Genomic DNA, 18,550 nt, shown 5'->3' on the forward strand with positions numbered 1-18,550 from the left:
GGCAGGTATATATGAGAATACTTTTAGTAAGACCTCCCAGGATTAAACAAGCAATAACATTGAGCGATTTTATGTTTTCAGAACCTATCGGGCTGGAAATGGTTTATGGTGTATTAAAAGAAGATTACGATGTGGAAATCTTTGATATGATGATAGAAACTGTGAGCTTGTCAAAGAAAATAGAGGACTATAACCCCCGCATTGTAGGACTGACAAGTTTATGTATTGATGTCAACAAGGTTGTTGGACTGTGTGCTGAAACCAAGAAAGTAAATCCTGACATAATTACCGTTGTAGGAGGTACGCAAACATATCTCAATCCTGAGGCTTTTTTTCATGAATCAGTGGACCATGTTTTTGAATATACATGTACAGAAAATCTAAGGAAATTTTATAGTTCCATATCAATTGGAAATGTGGAATTAATAGACGGCATCAGGTCAAAAGCGCTGGGATATGAATCAACCGGAAAAAAAGGACGCAACGAGTACCTGCTCCCTGACAGGTCATCTACGGAGAAATACCGAAGCAATTATTCTTATTTTGGGTACAGACCTGCTGCTATTATGGAATTTGGAACAGGCTGTGAAAAAGTATGCGACTTTTGTCTCAGGTGGAGAATTGAAGGCGTAAAAGAAAAGTTAATTGATCCGGAACTGACAAAAAAAGATTTAGCAAGCATAAAAGAACCTACCATAATGTTTATGGATAATGATTTTTTTGGCAGTGAGGAGAAAATAAGAACTTTTATTAACCTCATTAAAGAGCTTAACTTAAAAAAGAACTATATAATGTACGGCTCAGTAAAAGGGATAATAGAATTCAAGGAATTGGTAGGCGAACTTGCAGGACTGGGTTTAAAGGCTTTATTGGTTGGCTATGAGACACATAATGACAATGAGCTGGTCAGGTATCATAAACAGTCTACTACAACAGATAATCATGAAGCAGCTAAAATATTAAGAGACTTAGGAATTGATGTATGGGCTTCTTTCATGGCTCACCCCGATTGGAGCAAAAATGATTTTATATTGTTCAGATCTTATATTAAAGGGTTAAAACCCCAAATAACCTCCATAAGTCCCCTGACGCCATTCCCTAATTTGCCGATGTATGAGCAGTATAAAAACAGGCTTATATACAAATCAGATGATTATGAGAAATGGAGCTTTGGTCAGGTTATGATCAAGCCTTCTCAGGTAAGCTTAAGAACATATTATTATGAACTTTTAAAGACCAATTTGTACGTAAACATATTTATAAACAAAAACACTGAAATGATAAAAAAATTCGGCATCAGAAACATTTTCAGGATTTTTATCGGTTCAATAAAGGCTGCTAAAAAGTATGTAGCTTTAATGATTGAAAATTGATGACAAGATGACAAGGGGACGGATGACAAGGGGACGGGGTTGTTGTCATCTTTATGTCACTAACACGTCCCCTTGCAAATTCCCTTGTCAAATTATTATCTTTTTATTGCCTTTAGCGTGCTACCGTTTTTTACTCCCAGGGACTTGTCGTCTTCAACGGCAATCTTTCCGTTTACAATAACCACACGAATGCCCTCGTTTTTAAGAAGCGGCTGTTTGTAATCCGAATGGTCTATAATTTTTTCAGCATCGAAAAGAACCAAATCCGCATCCATGCCTGCCTTTATTAAGCCCTTGCCTTCAAGGCCGTAAAATTCTGCGGGAAGTGAAGTCATTTTCCGTATGGCTTCTTCCAGGGTGAGGATATTTTTTTCCCTGACATACCTTCCCAATATTCTGGGGAAAGTTCCGATGGCTCTTGGATGGGTCATGGGCATTCCGGGAACAAACAAACCGTCCGTTCCGAACATGCACAGGGAATCTGCAACCAGCGTTTCCACATCGTCTTCCCACATGGAAAAGCCTATGTAGCCGGCTCCCAGGGAATTTTCAGTCAACAGCCTCATGAGGCCGTCAAATGGTGAAACACCATTGCTGTCGGCATATTGAGCCACAGTCTTACCTATTGCATCCTTGGTCTTCACAGCGTCAAAAATCAGTATCCCGTCATATCCGCAGGAGCTAAGGGGACTTTCAAAGCTTTCTTCAGGATTAAGCATGGCTTCTTCAATATAACTGTGGTTTCGCACATCCTTCAGATACGAAATTATATCTGCAGGTTCCATTTTCTGCACCTTTGGAGGCAGTACCGACCGTATCATTGTTGAACTGGCGGCATAGGGATAGACATCATGGGTCGCGGAAATTTCCGCCTCATGAATCATTCTGCAGGTTTTGTTGACTTTGCCCCAGTTGTTTTTACCGCTGGCCTTATGGTGTGAGATGTTTGCCCTGGCACCGGCAGCCTGAGCAATGCTGATGGTTTCCGCAACGCTTTCTTCAAGCCGTGCTCCTTGGTCTCGAATGTGGGATGTGTAGATGCCTCCATACCTACCGACTGTTCTGCACAATGTTTCAAGTTCCTCCCTGTCAGCAAACATACCCGGAGCATACATGAGTCCGCTGGACAGCCCCAGAGCACCGCTTGACATACCTTCGTCAACCAATTCCGACATTTTGTCAAGCTGCTCCCTGGTGGGCTTTTCGGGTGACAGTCCCATAACTGCCATTCTTACGGTTCCATGGGGAATGAAGTAAGCCATATTGATACCTAACGGCAGATTGTTCATAAAATCAAGATATTTCCCAAAGGTGTCAAATGAGTTTGCCTGAGGATAGACAGGAGCCCCCTGATTCTTGAAATATGCCATGTATTGATTTATATATTCCCGCCCGACGGGAGCAGGGCCAAGTCCGCATTGACCGCATATCTCAGTTGTTATGCCCTGACACAGCTTTGATGATCTTTCCGGATCCACAAAGGCAAACATGTCTGAATGTCCGTGCACGTCGATGAAGCCTGGGGAGATCACCAAACCCTGAGCGTCAATTACTTTTACGGCATCCTCTTCCACCTGTCCCACAGCAGCAATCTTGTTTTCTTTTACCGCTACATCTCCCATATAGGCTGTATTGCCGGATCCGTCAACTATTTTTGCGTTTTTTATTAAAATATCTATCATAACTGCTCCTTAAAAATACATCATTAATTTTCGTCTCAGGCAGCAGGCTGACCTTCTGCGGCAACAGCCTTTTCCATGTTCATCTGCTGCACGGTTTCTTCTATGGTAATTTTTGAAGCGCAGTAGAACATTGCCACCGCCATAGCCAGAGAAGTCCATCCTATAAGAAAAATCAGTGTCTGAGTAACTGCCTGGGGCTGAATTTTAAGCTGGGCATTGTATCCTGCCATCTGCAGAGATATGCCTATGAAAAGGGTAGTCAGGGATGTTCCGCATTTGTTTAAGAAGCCCATGAAATTTATTACCATGCTGTCGATTCTTCTGTTGTTCTCATGCTCCACATGGTCGGCAACTTCGGCTCTGGTAGTGCTGAACGTTACAATGTTCAAGGCTACGGACAACCCCATGATGAAGGCATTTGCATACATTGCAGAAACGTTCGTGGGCAAAATCAGAAACGGCACCTTGCTTATGAATATGAGCGCGGCTCCAAGCATCATTGCCCTTCTCCTTCCCATTGCCCTGTCCAGGCGCTTAATAAACGGCAAAGCTATGATGGAACCAACAGCAAAAGCAGCCATAACAGTTGTTGTAAGCCCTGAGTCATTGAACACATAAGTGCAGTAGTACACAATGGTTGTTGTAAGCAGTGCGTTATTTACAAAATATAAGGTAGAGAAAGCAGTATTCCACCGAAAATTGTAATTGCCTGTAACTATTTTGAAGGAACTGATCAGCGACAGCTTCTCCTCATTTTCATTGAGAGGTTTAACACGTTCACGGGATGTAAAATAAGAAAGCAGCGCCCCGAAAATCACTATGCAGCCGATTATCGCAGCAGCCATGGGGAAACCCCTCTTAGGATCAATTAAAGACCCGCTTTCATCCACTCCTGAAAAAATTCTTACCAAGGGCCAGCACAGTACGCTTGCCAGAACACCACCCAGGCTCGCCCCTCCGGAGGTGTATGTGTTTATGCTGATGCGTTCCTGGCTGTCTGATGTTGAAAGTATGGGCATGGCATAGGACGGAAGCCTCAGGAATGTTGTAAAGGAATAAAAAATCACATACATGAATATCCCGTAAAGAGGCTTCATCCACTGTGCCATATCAAAGGGAACAAACATAAAAACAGTGGTTATGGCCAAAGGAATGCAGATATACAGCATGTATGGCCTGACGCGTTCTCCGTTTTTGAATCTGTGATTGTCTGAAAAATGTGCTATCAATGGATCGTTTATGCCATCCCAGATTACGCCGAAGCTCACTATAGCTCCGGCAACGACCGGAGACAGCCCGAATACGTTCGTATAGTAAAATAAAATAAATGTGCTTACAAACTGAACAACTATGTTGCATGAAATTGAAAAAGAACCGTAGCCGAGCTTTTCCGCCAGGCTTATTTTTTGATTGTTCATATTCATCCCTCCTTAAATCATTATAGCACTTGACACCTATAAACAGATAATATATATTTTTAATTAGAAGTTATAAGCAGCACTTATATAAGGAGGCGCCATGCGTTTAGATCAGATTGAACATGTAATCAAGATTGCCGAATGCGGTTCTTTCAACAAGGCGGCAAAGAGCCTGTACCTGTCTCAGTCAAACCTGTCACAGTCAATTAAAAGTCTGGAGAATGAGGTGGGTAAATCCATTTTCAACCGGACTGCCAAGGGAGTGGAACTGACAGACTTCGGCTGCGAGTTCCTGAACCATGCCATGGCCACCTACAGCCAGTTTCGTCTTACCAGGGAATTTTGCTCGTCCTACGGAAAATATCCCACTGTGACGTTCTCCGTTGCCTGCCAGTACATGCGCTTTGCCCACCTGTTGTTCATGCAGCTTTGCGAAAAGTACTCTAAGCACCACACAGAGTTTTCCTTTTTGGAATGTTCATTTTTAGAAATAGTAAACAACGTGTGCTCCCACAGGGCAGAAATCGGTGTGCTCATAATGTCTCAAAGTCAGAAAAAAATAACACAGCAGCTGCTTAAATCCCGGGGTCTGTCATACCATCCCATTCTGGCCTGTCCTGCTTCAGTAACTGTGGGTAAGAACAATCCTCTGTACAGCCTGGACCGTCCCGGAGTAACCCTGGACATGCTGGATGAGTTCCCCATCGTCATGTATCAGGACACCAACTTCAACTTTTCTTCGGAACTGGAGGACATGAAAATATACAAGCGTAAAAACCGCATAATAGTGTCTGACCGAAGCACCATGCACGAGGTGCTGGTAAACACCGATGCCTATTCCATAGCTGCATATACCAACGCCTACAAGAAAGTTGAGTATTATGACAGCATCAGGGCTTTGGAGCTGCTTGACGACAGATTTTCAGTGGAGCTTGGGTGGATAAGCAACCTGAGTCACCCCGTTTCGGAAATGGCCATGGAATATATAGGGATGATTGAAGATCTGCAGAAATCAATATAATAGTTTGCAATTAAAAAGCAATCAGTTCATTTATAAGCCGATTGCTTTTTTGAAGTTGTTTCAACAACGTCCCCTTGTCACCTCATTATTGGCAACTAAAATTTAAATGATTTACTGCACCTTTTCGCAACTAATCTCGACACAAAGGATCTATGCCTTCTTTTTTAGCTGTGTCCATTTGAGCAATAAAACGGCACTTAGTAATGTGATGATTAACCCCGCCAATGATATTAAGATAAATATATTTCTAAAAAAAACTATCATTTCCACATTAGGACTGTCATTCATATTAGCGAAATAATTAATTATTTCCCATGTGAATTCATTATTAGAAACCCATAAGACAATCCCGGCAACAATTCTATAAACATATATTTTTTCATTTTCCACAATATTCACCCCAATATATTTTTTACCTTCACTATATAGACAATCAAAAAATCAAAAACGTAACATTAATTTTGAAAAATAAAAATATACCCTTTAATCTTTAAAAAAGAAAACATTTTTATTAATAATTGAAGTACACATGGTATAATAATCATGCAAGCATAAGAGAGGGGAGAGCATAAATGTTTCTTTTGTTTACAGTACCAGATTTTGATGAGACAGATATCGAAATAAATAATTACGACTTTGTAACTACCTTATACGAAAGGTATGGAAAAACTTTATGGAAATACGCATTCAAACTATCAAAAAGTAATGAAACAGCAAGCGACTTAGTCTCGACTACATATTTAAAGGTAATAGAAAAAATAGAAACAATAAAGAAAATACATAGCTACAAAATGAAATCATACTTAATGAGCATAGTCAAAAACACATATCTTAATTATCTTAACAAGGAAAAATCGATTATTGACATCGACAATATTTCAGAGTACAGTTTATGTAATTCAGTTAATGATTTTACAGAAAAAATTGGTGTTTCAGAAATAGAAGAAGCTCTAAGCCATTTACCGGAACCATATAAGTCTATCTTAGTATATAGATATGTATACGATGAATTTTCTTATGAAGAAATAGCAATCGCTTTAAACATAAATGTGAAAAATATCAGAGTGTATAAAAAAAGGGCCTTAGATATGTTAAAACAAAGATTGAAAGGTGGTAAAAAGTCATATGAATAGAAATCATACAGATAACTTTAATGACGACTTTCTCATAAAAAAAGCCGCACTATCACTTGTCGAAAAAGACAATGAAATGTTTGACCTATTGGATAAGGACGATACAATAATAAATCCAAGTCAGGATGAATTAGATAAAAAAATATACTCGATGATCAATGAACGCCTAGGTGAAAAAACCACCAAATTGATAAAACAAAAGAAATTTAAAAAGTTAATATCAAAAGTTGCGATACTTGTTTTACTGCTAACATCAGGTTTTGCCATTCCATTTATTACTGTTGATGCATTTAGAGAAAAAATTATAAACTTCTATATTGAAAATTTTGATAGTCATGCATCCTTTATGCCTAAAGAAGAAAGTCCTTTTAATGATTTTAAAGTAGGTTATATTCCTGAAGGTTATTTAGAAAATGACGAAATTAAAACACCAAGTTTCTATTCTTTAACTTACTACAACAAAGAGAATTATTTGATTGATGTTACATTATATGATAGCAAATCATCTTTTAATGTAGACATAGAAAATTGTGAAAAATATAATATTACTGTAAATAACAAAAATGGCTATATATACAGAAAACCCGGTTCAACCATATTAATCTTTAAATTTCATGAAAATTCAATAGTAATAACCAGCACTAACGATTCCTTAACTAACGAAGAATTAATAAAAATTGCGGATTCGATTAAATAAAAATGTTACATTCTGATTGATTAAATTGTCTTATATATAAAACTATAAGGAGATTAGAATGAAAAAGATAATTGTATTAATCATTGTATTAACTTTCGTACTATCATTCAGTACACAGTCATTAGCTGCTATTAACGGAGATGTTGCTTCCATCATCACACCTATGTACACAAACATAGCAAGTATTGGTGCATCCCTTGAAATCAGCAGCCTAGGAATAGCTACATGTGAAGGAATTTTAACACATAGGTTAAACGATGGCTCATGCGAATTAACTATGAAGTTACAAAAATTAAACACTGATAAAAGCTGGAGTACGATAGCGACCTGGACAGCAGAAGGTTTAACAAAATGCTCAAATTATCAATACAGAGCAGTCTCAAGAGGCACATACAGAGTTGCAGTAACCGGTAAAGTTTATGATAGTCTAAGAAATCTCTCTGAAACGCAATCAGTATATTCAATTATCGTTACTTATTAAGTAAAAAAACAAGGCTATCAAAATTGAAACCTTGTTTTTTATTCAACTGTACATTATGCTGATAAAAACAATTTATGATTTGAAGTTTTGCACAATAAATATAGAACGGCTGGAATCATGTTTCGAAACTTCCCAATATATCGGGATGATTGAAGATCTGCAGAAATCAATATAATAAAAAGCAATCGGTTCATTTAAAAGCTGATTGCTTTGCTTTTTATTTGAACAGACTATTTGGCAAAAAATGCTACCTTGTATCTCTGAAGTTGTGCTGATAACCCGTCCCCTTATCACTTCTAGTGGATTTTGGTGAAAGGCACTCTCGCAAGTACAATTAGTATTAACAAAATAAAATATCCAATTTTATTTATCTTTACCTACATTACTGATTATCAATCTAACAGAAAAAACAATTAATAAAACAAATCCAGTAAATGATAATACATTTATAAGAATATTAAATATTTGATATATCACAACAAAAGCGAGATCCCTAGCATATTCAAATATTCCAAGTCTAGAGCTTTCGAAAATTGGATTGTTTAATAAGGCAAGTATAAAACAGCCTAAAATACTATAGAGCAATTTTGAATTTTTACTCATAACAGTTCCTCCAACTAATAAATGTTTTAGGCGTTTGCGAAACGCCGAAACCCGTGAAATCACGGGACTTTTTTGTGTAAAAAAAGTGTAACCCCTCACTGATTTATGGTAAAATTGAATTGTCAAGAAACAAATCCACCATAATCCCGAAAGGAGTTACATGTATATGATACCACATAAACAGCTTTCTTTGGCAGATATTTTTTCTGATAGCCAAGAAAAATTTGAAAACGACAAATATCAATTTCTTTCCTTGTTGGAAAATACCATTAATCTCAGTAAGTTTATACCTATTTCTTTTCGAAATCATTTTTATGCATCAACAGGAAGACCTCGTGAATATCCGCTTATCGCAATGCTTTGGGCATTACTGCTGCAACGTATTTTTTCTATTCCTACAGATTCCCTTTTAATCATCTTCCTTAAATATTCAAAAGAATTAAGGGATTTCTGTGGTTTTGATAAGGTTCCTGATGCTTCTAAATTTACTCGCTTTAAGCAAGATTTCATTTTGGACTTGTATCTATGTTCGATAATCTTGTTGATATTACTGAACCGATATGCCAACAAATTGATTAAGCTAAAGCTTCACTTTTGCTACGTATATAAATTTGGTATGGTGACTAATGGTCTTTGCATTGTCAGAAACATTTCTTTTTTTAATAAAGACTTTCTCAATGCCCATCCTGATATTATCATTGATAAGAAATCCGATTCTCCGGATGAAGATAAGTCTCTTCATGATGCTAAAGCTGTTATCCCTGTTTTGAAAGATTTTTTTGAAAAGCATCCACTTATTAAACCCGATATTTTTATTGGGGATGCCGCTTTTGACAGTGCTGTTATCTACAAATCTTTATTGCAGGACATTAAATTTTCAAAAGCCTATATTCCTCTTAACTCCCGTTCTAAACTGAAGAATGAAGAGTGCCCCATAAATGATGATGGTATCCCATGCTGTCCTCATGATCATTCTCTTCCTATGAAACCAGAAGGTATTTCTAAACGAAAAAATGGGTTGGTTCGTTTCAAATTTTCCTGCCCAAAAGTCAAATTTGTAAAACAGGAAAAAAAGAAGTATAAGCGCCAATGTTATTGTGGAAAATCCCTGTACCAGTTCTTCTTGCGGCAGGATGACTTATATCTATCCAGAAAATGATCTTCGTGCTTATCCTGGCACATTCGAGGTACTAATGAATGGGAAGAAGTCTATAAAATACGGTCTGTTGTAGAACAATCAATAAACCATTTTAAAGATAGCTTCTGTATTTCTGGACGTAAGACTCAAAACGAAAAAACTCTTCATGCTGATTTGCTTTTAGCTGGTATTACTCAGTTAATTACAGTTGTTCTCGCTGATAAAATTCATAAGCATCAATACATTAGAAGCTTAAAACCGTTAATTGCTTAGATTTCACAGATTTTTCATGTCTTTGTTTTTTGTACCCTTTTTTATGTTTACAAATAACAAAACATGAAAATTATCGTCTGCAGGAACCTGACCCTCTCAAATGCATGTTTTATTTTTCCTTAGTTCATTTTTTTGAAATTGTTTCGCAATTAACTAATAAATGTTTAGTTCCCCGGGAATTTGTACACTTCATTTAAGTCCTTATCATACGCGTTAATCTGGCTTACACCTTCTAAAAAACCATTTCTTATTACTATAAAACCACCACTATGCTTTTCTTCAACACTAAGTTTATCAGCATACATTAACTTAATACCCTCAATACTATTATCATTAATAGTTCCATATGTAATTATTCGACCTCCGCTACCATTTTCTTGTAATACACTTCCAAAAGAAATAGGTAGAGACTGACTCTTTTGTTCAGCCAAACTAACAAATTCGACACCTTCACGATTCCAATTCGCAGCTTTTACACCCATAATTATACTCCTGAAACTATTACTATAATACGTGTAAAGTATTAGTTCCTCATTTCGTCCTCCTTCTTTAGTCATTATTATCTTAACCTCACTTGAAGAATTTTTGTCTAAACTATTGCAGATATCATTATAATAAATATCAGCTTTTTCATCTTTTGTCAATTCCGCTGAGTTGTCTTTACAGGCTGTTAATAGCAAGAGCAAAATCAAACATATTTGTATTCTAGTTTTCATAATACTCCCCTCCTACTCTACCTTTTATTATAAATGAGTAGTCATAAAATAACTACTCATTTATTTAAGAGCAACAGAAACTAATTAGTTATTTGGCCAGCTAAGTATCTTATAAATATTTGTAGCCGTCCACGCTTGTGGCGCTACGCTAAAACTTAATGATATTGAAGGAGCTTTAGTACCAGAACTCCATGATATAGTTCCTGAATTAAAGGTAGCACTTGAATATGTATGACGATAATCTAATTTTAAATAAACAGTGCTATCAGTTGGTTTTTTATCTAACCACGCCCATACCTGACCTTTGAAACCTACATAATTATTCCAATCATAATAGTCTTGGAATGTCCAAACTAATCCAGAACCAGATACATCTTCGAGCCCGCCCACATTTGGATAATGGGTTCCATTTTGATCATATACAGCAATACCTGTTGGATTCGAGCTAGTATATTCATATCCTGACACTGGGGCAAAGTTAGAGTTATACATTGCTAACATTACACCATCAACAGCACCCGCGCTAACATCTAAATAAGAGGTACCTTTCCATATCCACCAGCCCTTAATTAAATACCTGCTAGACCTAGTATCATAATAAGCATCAAAGCTAGTTATCGAAACATTTGCATTTGTTGATAGAGGTTGGATCAAGCCATCTTTATTCTGGGCAACTTCAACATCCTGAAATCCATTTAAGAATAACCAGTTTTCTACTGTTTCAAAGTCTTGACTCCCTAGCGCTATTATATTTTCTTCTATATAAGCTTTCCTATTTTCCCACTCCGCATCCTTCATGGGAGCTGCATTAGCTGTCGTTACAGAAGAAATTAATAGAATTAATAGTAATAAGCTACCTATAAACTTTTTTTTCATATCTTTCTTCCTCCGTATATTTTATTTATTCTTACGCATCATTAATTAAGAAGCAAAATAGTTCTATAAATTCTATTTTCTTAAAAACTCTAAAACAACTTAATTATCCCAACGGAATCCCCTCCTTTTATTCAAAATGAATACTTCAGAATCTATTTTACCTCTTACTATATAGACAATATAAAAAATGAAAACGTAACATTTTTATTTTATTATTTTATGACAAAATGATATAATTGATTAACACACTGCATGAAGGAGGATAATCTATGGCAAAACCTTATTGAAATACGCATTCAAACTATCAAATAGTAATGAAACAGCAAGCAACTTAGTCCCCACAACATATTTAAAGGTAATAGAGAAAATAGAACCAGTAAAGAAAATACATAGCTATAAAATGAAATCATACTTAATGAGCATAGTCAGAAACACATATCTAAATCTATCTTAGTATATAGATATGTATATGATGAATTTTCTTATGAAGAAATAGTAATTGCTTTAATCATAACCTTGTTTTTTATTCAACTGTACATTATGTTGATAAAAACAAATTATGATTTGACAGTTTTGCACAATAAATATAGAACGGCTGGAATCATGTTTCGGAACTGGCCATGGAATATATAGGGATGATTGAAGATCTGCAAAAATCAATATAATAATTCACAAAAAAGCAATCGGTTCATTTATAAGCCGATTGCTTTATTTGGACAGACTATTCAATTTGTAACAATGCGTATCATATAACTGGCGACAGATGACAACAACCCCGTCTCCTTGTCAGTAAGTCAGGTCTTCGTCTGTTATTGTGCCTTTTGCCACAATGTTGGTGTCACCTATGAGGTAAAGTTTTTCAACCTTGTTGCCATCCCTCTCAACCTCTATGAAAAGCTCTCCTCCGGGAACAATGATTTTGACTGTGTCCTTTTTCAGATATCCTTTCAGTATGAGGGCCACTGCTGCCGACGCTGAGCCCGTGCCGCATGCCAGCGTCAGGTCCTCCACACCTCTCTCGTATGTCTTGACGAGAGCCGTTTCATCATTTATTATCTCATAGAAGTTTACATTGGCTCCCTTGGGGAATCCCTTGTAGAACCTTATTTTTTTCCCTTTGGCGAAAATATCTTCGTACCTGGCATTCTGAAGTCCTTCGTATTTCACAACCGCATGGGGCAGCCCCGGATTTCCAAGCTCAATGTATGAGCATTCATACTTTTCGCCGTCTATGTCCAGATCACTGTCGAGCTTCACCAACTCCGGTTTGTTAAGAAGAACCTTGACCTGTCTGCCCTCAAGAACCTCGGATTCCACAATCCCTGCTCCTGTTTCAAACTTCATTTTTCTGCCTGCGATGTTGTTCAAATACGCATAGCGTGAAATGCACCTAGCTCCGTTTCCGCACATTTCTCCTATACTTCCGTCGGAATTGTAAAAGCGCATCTTGAAATCAGCTTCTCCCTCAGGATAATCCACCACCATGAATCCATCTGCGCCCACTGAAACTTTGCGCTGACAGATTTTTCTTGCTATGGCCGGTAGCTTTTCAACCGGTATCTTCAGCTCCATGTTGTTTATTATGATAAAATCGTTACCTGCTCCCTGCATCTTTGTAAATTCCATGGTATCACCTCTACTTCAAAGAATCTGGTATCAACTCATTTTCAATCATGTGCTCGTAGCTTTGTCTTTTCACTATGAGTTCTGCCTTTCCGTTTTTCACAAGCACCGTGGCAGGCAAAGGGTTCTTGTTGTAGTTGCTTGCCATGGCGTAACCGTATGCGCCTGTGGAGAATACTGCAAAAATATCTCCCCTTTTCAGCTGGGTTACCTGTGCATCGCGAATAAGCACATCTCCTGATTCGCAGCACTTGCCGCATATGGTAACCATATCTGTTTTTGGCTCATCAGCCTTATTTGCAGCAAGCCCCTCATACTTGGCCTGGTACAGAGCCGGTCTTATGTTGTCTGTCATTCCGCCGTCCACAGAAACATACTTTCTTACTCCCTTGATGTCCTTGATGGTTCCAACAGTGTACAGCGTTATTCCCGCTTCTCCTATTATGCTTCTTCCCGGTTCAATGACTATTTCCGGCCTTGTGATGCCCAGGTCCTTTGAAAACTGCTGTATCTTTTCCATCATGGGGTCCAGGAAGTACGCGTATGGCTTGCTGTTGTCAGCATCTGTGTACTTAATTCCAAACCCGCCTCCTATGTTGAGCTCCGGTGTTGCGAAGCCGTATTTCTCCTTTGTGTCCTTTATAAGCTTCAGCACGATGTCCAATGCTTTAAGATGCGACTCGTTGTCATGCAGCTGTGAACCCACGTGGAAATGGAATCCCAGGAAATTTACGTATTCTGAATTTATTGCCTTTTCCACTGCCGGGAATATTACCTCATCGTCCAGCGGGATTCCGAACTTGGAGTCTTTTTTACCTGTGACGATGTAGTCATGAGAGTCACTTTTCACTCCCGGTGTAACCCTGTACAGTATATCTGCCTTTTTGCCCTTCTCCCTGCATATTGCTTCGATAATTTCCAGCTCATCCAGACCGTCCACAATGATTCTTCCGATACCGTATTCAACCGCAAGCTCCAGCTCCTCTACGGACTTGTTGTTGCCGTTCAGTTCAATTCTTTCGGCAGGAAAACCGGCCTTCATGGCTGTGTAAAGCTCTCCTCCGGAAACAACGTCCATGCAGAGGCCTTCCCTCTCGATTATCTTGCACATGGACAGCGTCAAAAATGCCTTTGAAGCGTAGGCAGCCCTTGTTCTTTCATATCTATTGAGAAATGTTTCCTTAATTTCGCTGCACTTTTCAACTATGGCTGTTTCGCTTATAACATAGAGCGGTGTTCCGTACTCTTTTGCCAGTTCTACCGTATTGCATCCGTCAAAATACAAAGTGTTGTTTTTAATAACTTTTTCCATATATCATTATCTCCTTTTCATTTATTTATGGAGTTGTTTACAGTTTTAATCAGTATAACTTAACTTCAATATAAATGCAATTATTATACCAAGTAATTAATATATTCTCAACTGTTTTTTATTGTAAATGTACTGAATAAAATGTATAGGTAAAACCCTTTCAGGTTTTACCTACCTTCGCTCTGTCAATTAAAAAACTATATTTGTTATAATTACTGCGAGTGAATCTTGAACAATATTTGATTAATTTTAACTGTCGAAATATATAGCAATTTGCATACCAACATTCATGTTTGAAAACAAAAAAATCCATTACTTGATTTCCTTTAAATTTCAATGTTAATATTTTTTTGTCAACTTTAATCTTCCTGTTTGGTTTACTGCCACACACCGTTTTTCCGCATTTGCGGAATGAATAAATTATAGACTTGCAAAATTTTCAATTAAGTAATTTATTTTTCAATAAAATAATAAAATTCCGCAAAACAGGAAATTTTCCTGAATTGCGGAATGGTTAAAGTTCCATGCGGTGCTTCCTAACCTTTTCGTAAAAGGCTGTCTTGCTTATGTCAAGGACATTCATGGCTGCCTTATAGTCACCTTTGTTTGTGGCTATTGCTTCTTCAATGGCTTCCTTCTCGGCCTCGCTGAGTATTTCCTTCAAGGTTCTTGACCGCTCATCATCCTGCCTGTAGTTTTTTCTGTTCCTGTTCATTGCCAGATGCCTTGAAAAAATTGTTTTTCCTTCTGCCAGATTTACTGCCCTTTCCAAGATGTTCTCCAGTTCCCTCACATTGCCTGGATAATCGTAGGAAGACAAAAGCCTCAAGGCTTCTCCGGAAACTCCTTTTTCCCCACACCCTGTCCGCTGGCACACCCTTGGAAGTATCATGCTCACAAGGGTATAAATATCTTCCTTTCTTTCTCTGAGTGGAGGCATCCATATGGGAAAAACATTTATCCTGTAGTACAAATCTTCCCTAAAGCGTCCCCTCTGCACCTCTTCCTCCAGGTTTTTGTTAGTGGCTACTATTATTCTGGCATCAAGCTTCTTAATGTCCTTGCCACCAACCTTGTAATATGACTTATCCTGAAGGACCTGAAGCAGTTTTGACTGAAGAGACATTGAAATTTCGCCGATTTCATCCAGGAATAGCGTACCGCCCTGAGCAGCCTCAAACAAGCCTGCTTTTCCTCCTGTCTTAGCTCCGGTGAAAGCTCCTCCTTCATATCCGAACAATTCACTTTCAAGGAGCGTTTCCGGTATGGAGCTGCAGTTTACAGCTATGAATGGATTTCCGGAATAACTGCTGTTCTCATGAATGGCTTTTGCCAGCATACTCTTTCCTGTTCCGCTCTCACCCAGTATGAGCACTGTCGAATTTGATTTGGCAGCTTTCAGAGCCAGTTTTTTCACATTGGTTATTTCCTTGCTGTCGCCTGCCAGATCAGGCAGCAGCTTATCAGTTGCTTCCTCGTCACTGAGTTTTCTTTCCATTTTGTAAAGGTTTTGCAGAGCCTCGTCACGTTCCCTGATGATCTTCTTTATTTCTGATACGTCCTTGATTATCAACACAGCACCTGACCTGCTGCCGCCCTTATCCACAGGAAACAAGGAGCATATGGTTGGTCTGCCGTTAATTTCCTTGTATTCATCAGAGTACCTTATATCATTTCCAACTGCGACGTCATAAAATTCTTTTATGGTTGAATTGTTATTGTGTATTTCAAATACATTTTTACCAATCACGTTGAACAGTTCCGAATCACTGCCTTTGGATCTGAATTCCTTGCCGCTTAAAAGGGCGTTTACGTCTTCGCCTCTTGCCGTGTATCCCTTTGCCTGATAGAACTTCATTTTCTTCGTGTCTGCATCCAAAACAACCATATGTCCTATGGATTTGGCAAACTCAACCCTGTAAGTTTCCTCGTCTGCAGTTATGGCAACAGTGCCGTTGTTAAAATCAATTGATGACGCAATCCGTATTCCCTGGTACCGGCAGTCAAGGCTCAGCTTGTCGTGCAGATTGCCGCCGGTGCGGTATACATACCTTGGAACATGATGTCTGTCATCTTTGTAGCTTCCGACTGCAACCACTGCATCGCCGCACCTGATACTGCCGTTTCTTATGCCTATGCACTTAAGCGATTCCGGCAGAAGCCCTCCGTCATCTTTTCCCAGGCAGCTGTCAGCAATGATCACTATGTCTCCTTTTTCAATTTTACCGGAACCGTGGCTGTACTCCGGCTTATATTCTATGCCGAATATTTCTTTTGCCTTGCTGTTGTATATCTGGATGATTCCCCTGCTGTCAATGAAAATGAAACCGTCATTCATCATATCGGTAAATTGTCTTTCAAAACTGTCTTTTTCAAACATAATTTCCCATCCATCAATTTAAGTAACTTCCATATTGTTAATAATATCACTATTTTGGGCTCAGTTCAACTGTACATAAAAATAACCTGATTCTTGACGAATCAGGTTCCATGGTTATAGCTTTTTCAAATCCACGAGCTTGTAGCCCACCGTATATTCTTCTCTGCGCAAGCCTCTGTCCTCATATTCGCATTCTCCCACCTGGTTGTCGTAGGGATCGTGTCTTAAGTACGATTTAGGAGGATCAAATTCATGCTGAAATTCTGAATTTGCAACCATCCTGAAAGGGTCAAGGTTTCCGAAATAGAAGTTCCATTTTTCCGTGTTGCCTTTTCTGTAAGCCCCTCCTCCGAAGGACGGGTCTGCAAAAAGCCATCCGAAAGGCTCAACATAAAACTGCGCCCAGTCATGTGGACCCACACTGTACGGAGTCACTGCAAGACCCGACTGCCATCTGGCGGGAATGCCGACGCACCTGCACAACGTTATGAACAAAAGGCCCTGCACGCCGCAGTCACCCTTAAGGTTTAAGGCTGCATATTCGGGAATGTTTATGATTGTGGAGTATGCCCTCATGTATGAGTACCTGACGTTTTGTGTTATGTAGTCGTATATCTTTCTTGCCTTAATGAGAGGATTCTTTTCATCCCCCACTATTTCAGCAGCAAGTTCCTTTATGTACGGCGTAAACATTATGTGGGGCTCCTGTTCATGGGTAAAAAATGACGGCTGATTTTCTGATACTTTAGACGGGTCAGGGTTGTTGTACTTCAATGTGCTCACATACGAATATTCAAGGGAAAACTCCTGCCCTTCCCGAAGGTATGTCTCAAAGAATGCTGTTCTCTGAGGATAATCAACTGAAGATGCACACTTCATTTCAGGCGTCGTCCTTAAAAGGTGTATGTCTGACTGCTGGCACTCAATGGGCAGCGGCATGTGAACCCTCATAGTTTTTCCTGGCCTTTCGGCTTCCTTCTTTACCCTGACGTATGTTCTGAGCCTTATGAAGTAAGCTGCCTTGCCGTGTTCCTTCATATCCCTGATGTTGTCGTTCAGGAACTGCCCTCTGTCGTCATTTGAACCGTCCTTGTTCCTGAGCCTTGCTTCAAGGTCCAGCCTTGTCGTTATCAGAGAACCGTAGAAGCTGTCGTTGAACATAACTTTTCCGTCCACCAGAATCCAGTCAGCCTGTGAGCTTTCCTGAAGCTCTGTGAGCTCCTCTTTTGTGAAGTCTGTGACGTTGTCCTGCATCTTCTTGAGCGCCTGTTCAAAGGAGTAGGGATATTCACCCTTGATGGTGCGAATAATTTCCTTTTCCAGTTCAAGCCTCTTTCTCATGGCCAGCGGAATATTTTTTTCAAGCCGCAAATCAATAAGCCTCATAGCACCTTTGAAATCTCCGCTGCATTTCAGTTTGAGAATGTCTTCCGGAAGGTTAACCTTCAAATACTTCAAATCTTCAAACATAATATCCCCCAATTTATTTTGTAATGAATTATGGGAGGGTTTTACCCTCCCTATTACTTTCATTATCGTTTAGATACAAGTTCCAGATCCCTGTCGAATAAAAATACGTTATGTCCTTGTTTTCTCTTGATCATGAAGCCTTTTTCCCTGTTTTTTATCAAATAGAGATTGTTGCAGCACGTGGATACTGCATAAAACTTCTTTCTGACTGTAAACAGAGGTATGAAGAAAAGCCTCAATATGTGGTATTCAATGTACGCTTCATACCTGCCGTATTTTTCGCAGCAGCTGCACAGAATCGGCTGGTAGAAATCCATCTCTTCGCGTTCAACGCGTATATTGAACAGAAACATA

At 38.8% G+C, this 18,550-nt stretch carries 15 protein-coding genes and 1 pseudogene; 6 read left to right on the forward strand and 10 right to left on the reverse strand.

The genetic code is table 11. From position 1 onward, the window contains the following. Positions 1-11: 11 nt before the first annotated feature. Positions 12-1,373 carry a cobalamin-dependent protein gene (locus tag AAGU76_RS11630; RefSeq protein WP_342485655.1) on the forward strand — a complete coding sequence of 454 codons (1,362 nt, stop codon included), beginning with the start codon at positions 12-14 and terminating at the stop codon, positions 1,371-1,373. A gap of 95 nt (positions 1,374-1,468) precedes the next feature. On the opposite strand, the gene AAGU76_RS11635 is transcribed toward AAGU76_RS11630, so the two are convergent. Next, positions 1,469-3,055 (reverse strand): D-aminoacylase, encoded by a 1,587-nt coding sequence (locus AAGU76_RS11635; protein ID WP_342485656.1) that lies wholly within the window; start codon positions 3,053-3,055, stop codon positions 1,469-1,471. Between the two features lie 35 nt (positions 3,056-3,090). Continuing rightward, positions 3,091-4,473 (reverse strand): MFS transporter, encoded by a 1,383-nt coding sequence (locus AAGU76_RS11640; protein ID WP_342485657.1) that lies wholly within the window; start codon positions 4,471-4,473, stop codon positions 3,091-3,093. A gap of 100 nt (positions 4,474-4,573) precedes the next feature. Here AAGU76_RS11640 and AAGU76_RS11645 point away from each other — a divergent pair, with 100 nt between their 5' ends. The 4 genes from AAGU76_RS11645 (at position 4,574) to AAGU76_RS11660 (ending at position 7,805) form a co-directional block, all read left to right on the forward strand. After that, on the forward strand, positions 4,574-5,494 hold the full coding sequence (locus AAGU76_RS11645) for a LysR family transcriptional regulator (protein WP_342485658.1): 921 nt from the start codon (positions 4,574-4,576) through the stop codon (positions 5,492-5,494). A 572-nt stretch (positions 5,495-6,066) separates the two neighbouring features. Then, entirely contained in the window at positions 6,067-6,627 is a 561-nt protein-coding gene (locus tag AAGU76_RS11650; protein WP_342485659.1) for a sigma-70 family RNA polymerase sigma factor, read from the forward strand. After that, positions 6,620-7,324 (forward strand): DUF4367 domain-containing protein, encoded by a 705-nt coding sequence (locus AAGU76_RS11655; RefSeq protein ID WP_342485660.1) that lies wholly within the window; start codon positions 6,620-6,622, stop codon positions 7,322-7,324. The genes AAGU76_RS11650 and AAGU76_RS11655 overlap by 8 nt, the downstream gene beginning before the upstream one ends. A 58-nt stretch (positions 7,325-7,382) precedes the next feature. Further along, positions 7,383-7,805, forward strand: a complete 423-nt coding sequence (locus AAGU76_RS11660; RefSeq protein WP_342485661.1) for a hypothetical protein — start codon at positions 7,383-7,385, stop codon at positions 7,803-7,805. Between the two features lie 363 nt (positions 7,806-8,168). Here the strand turns inward: AAGU76_RS11660 and AAGU76_RS11665 are convergent, their stop codons facing one another. Next, on the reverse strand, positions 8,169-8,408 hold the full coding sequence (locus AAGU76_RS11665) for a hypothetical protein (protein ID WP_342485662.1): 240 nt from the start codon (positions 8,406-8,408) through the stop codon (positions 8,169-8,171). Between the two features lie 166 nt (positions 8,409-8,574). On the opposite strand from AAGU76_RS11665, the pseudogene AAGU76_RS11670 reads away from it, so the two are divergent. Next, a pseudogene (locus AAGU76_RS11670) lies at positions 8,575-9,730 on the forward strand (transposase). 253 nt (positions 9,731-9,983) lie between these two features. On the opposite strand, the gene AAGU76_RS11675 reads toward AAGU76_RS11670, so the two are convergent. The 7 genes from AAGU76_RS11675 to AAGU76_RS11705 all read right to left on the reverse strand — a co-directional run bounded on the left by AAGU76_RS11675 (position 9,984) and on the right by AAGU76_RS11705 (position 18,549). Further along, the gene (locus AAGU76_RS11675) at positions 9,984-10,535 is read right to left on the reverse strand and encodes a hypothetical protein (RefSeq protein ID WP_342485663.1); all 552 of its coding nucleotides are present in this window, start codon (positions 10,533-10,535) and stop codon (positions 9,984-9,986) included. Positions 10,536-10,619: 84 nt separating this feature from the next. Further along, positions 10,620-11,411 carry a hypothetical protein gene (locus AAGU76_RS11680; protein WP_342485664.1) on the reverse strand — a complete coding sequence of 264 codons (792 nt, stop codon included), beginning with the start codon at positions 11,409-11,411 and terminating at the stop codon, positions 10,620-10,622. A 786-nt stretch (positions 11,412-12,197) separates the two neighbouring features. After that, the gene (gene dapF, locus AAGU76_RS11685) at positions 12,198-13,037 is read right to left on the reverse strand and encodes a diaminopimelate epimerase (protein ID WP_342485665.1); all 840 of its coding nucleotides are present in this window, start codon (positions 13,035-13,037) and stop codon (positions 12,198-12,200) included. A 10-nt stretch (positions 13,038-13,047) separates the two neighbouring features. Next, a complete protein-coding gene (gene lysA, locus AAGU76_RS11690) occupies positions 13,048-14,346 on the reverse strand; it encodes a diaminopimelate decarboxylase (protein WP_342485666.1) in 1,299 nt (432 codons plus the stop codon). Positions 14,347-14,860: 514 nt separating this feature from the next. Beyond that, complete coding sequence (locus AAGU76_RS11695) at positions 14,861-16,726, reverse strand: sigma 54-interacting transcriptional regulator (protein ID WP_342485667.1); 1,866 nt, start codon at positions 16,724-16,726, stop codon at positions 14,861-14,863. Positions 16,727-16,840: 114 nt separating this feature from the next. Then, positions 16,841-18,196, reverse strand: coding sequence for a transglutaminase domain-containing protein (locus tag AAGU76_RS11700; protein ID WP_342485668.1), 1,356 nt, complete (start codon positions 18,194-18,196; stop codon positions 16,841-16,843). Between the two features lie 62 nt (positions 18,197-18,258). Then, positions 18,259-18,549 carry a zinc-ribbon domain-containing protein gene (locus AAGU76_RS11705; protein ID WP_342485669.1) on the reverse strand — a complete coding sequence of 97 codons (291 nt, stop codon included), beginning with the start codon at positions 18,547-18,549 and terminating at the stop codon, positions 18,259-18,261. Position 18,550: the final 1 nt, after the last annotated feature.

Source organism: Sedimentibacter sp. (genome assembly GCF_038562225.1).
Classification (GTDB): Bacteria; Bacillota; Clostridia; order Tissierellales; family Sedimentibacteraceae; genus Sedimentibacter.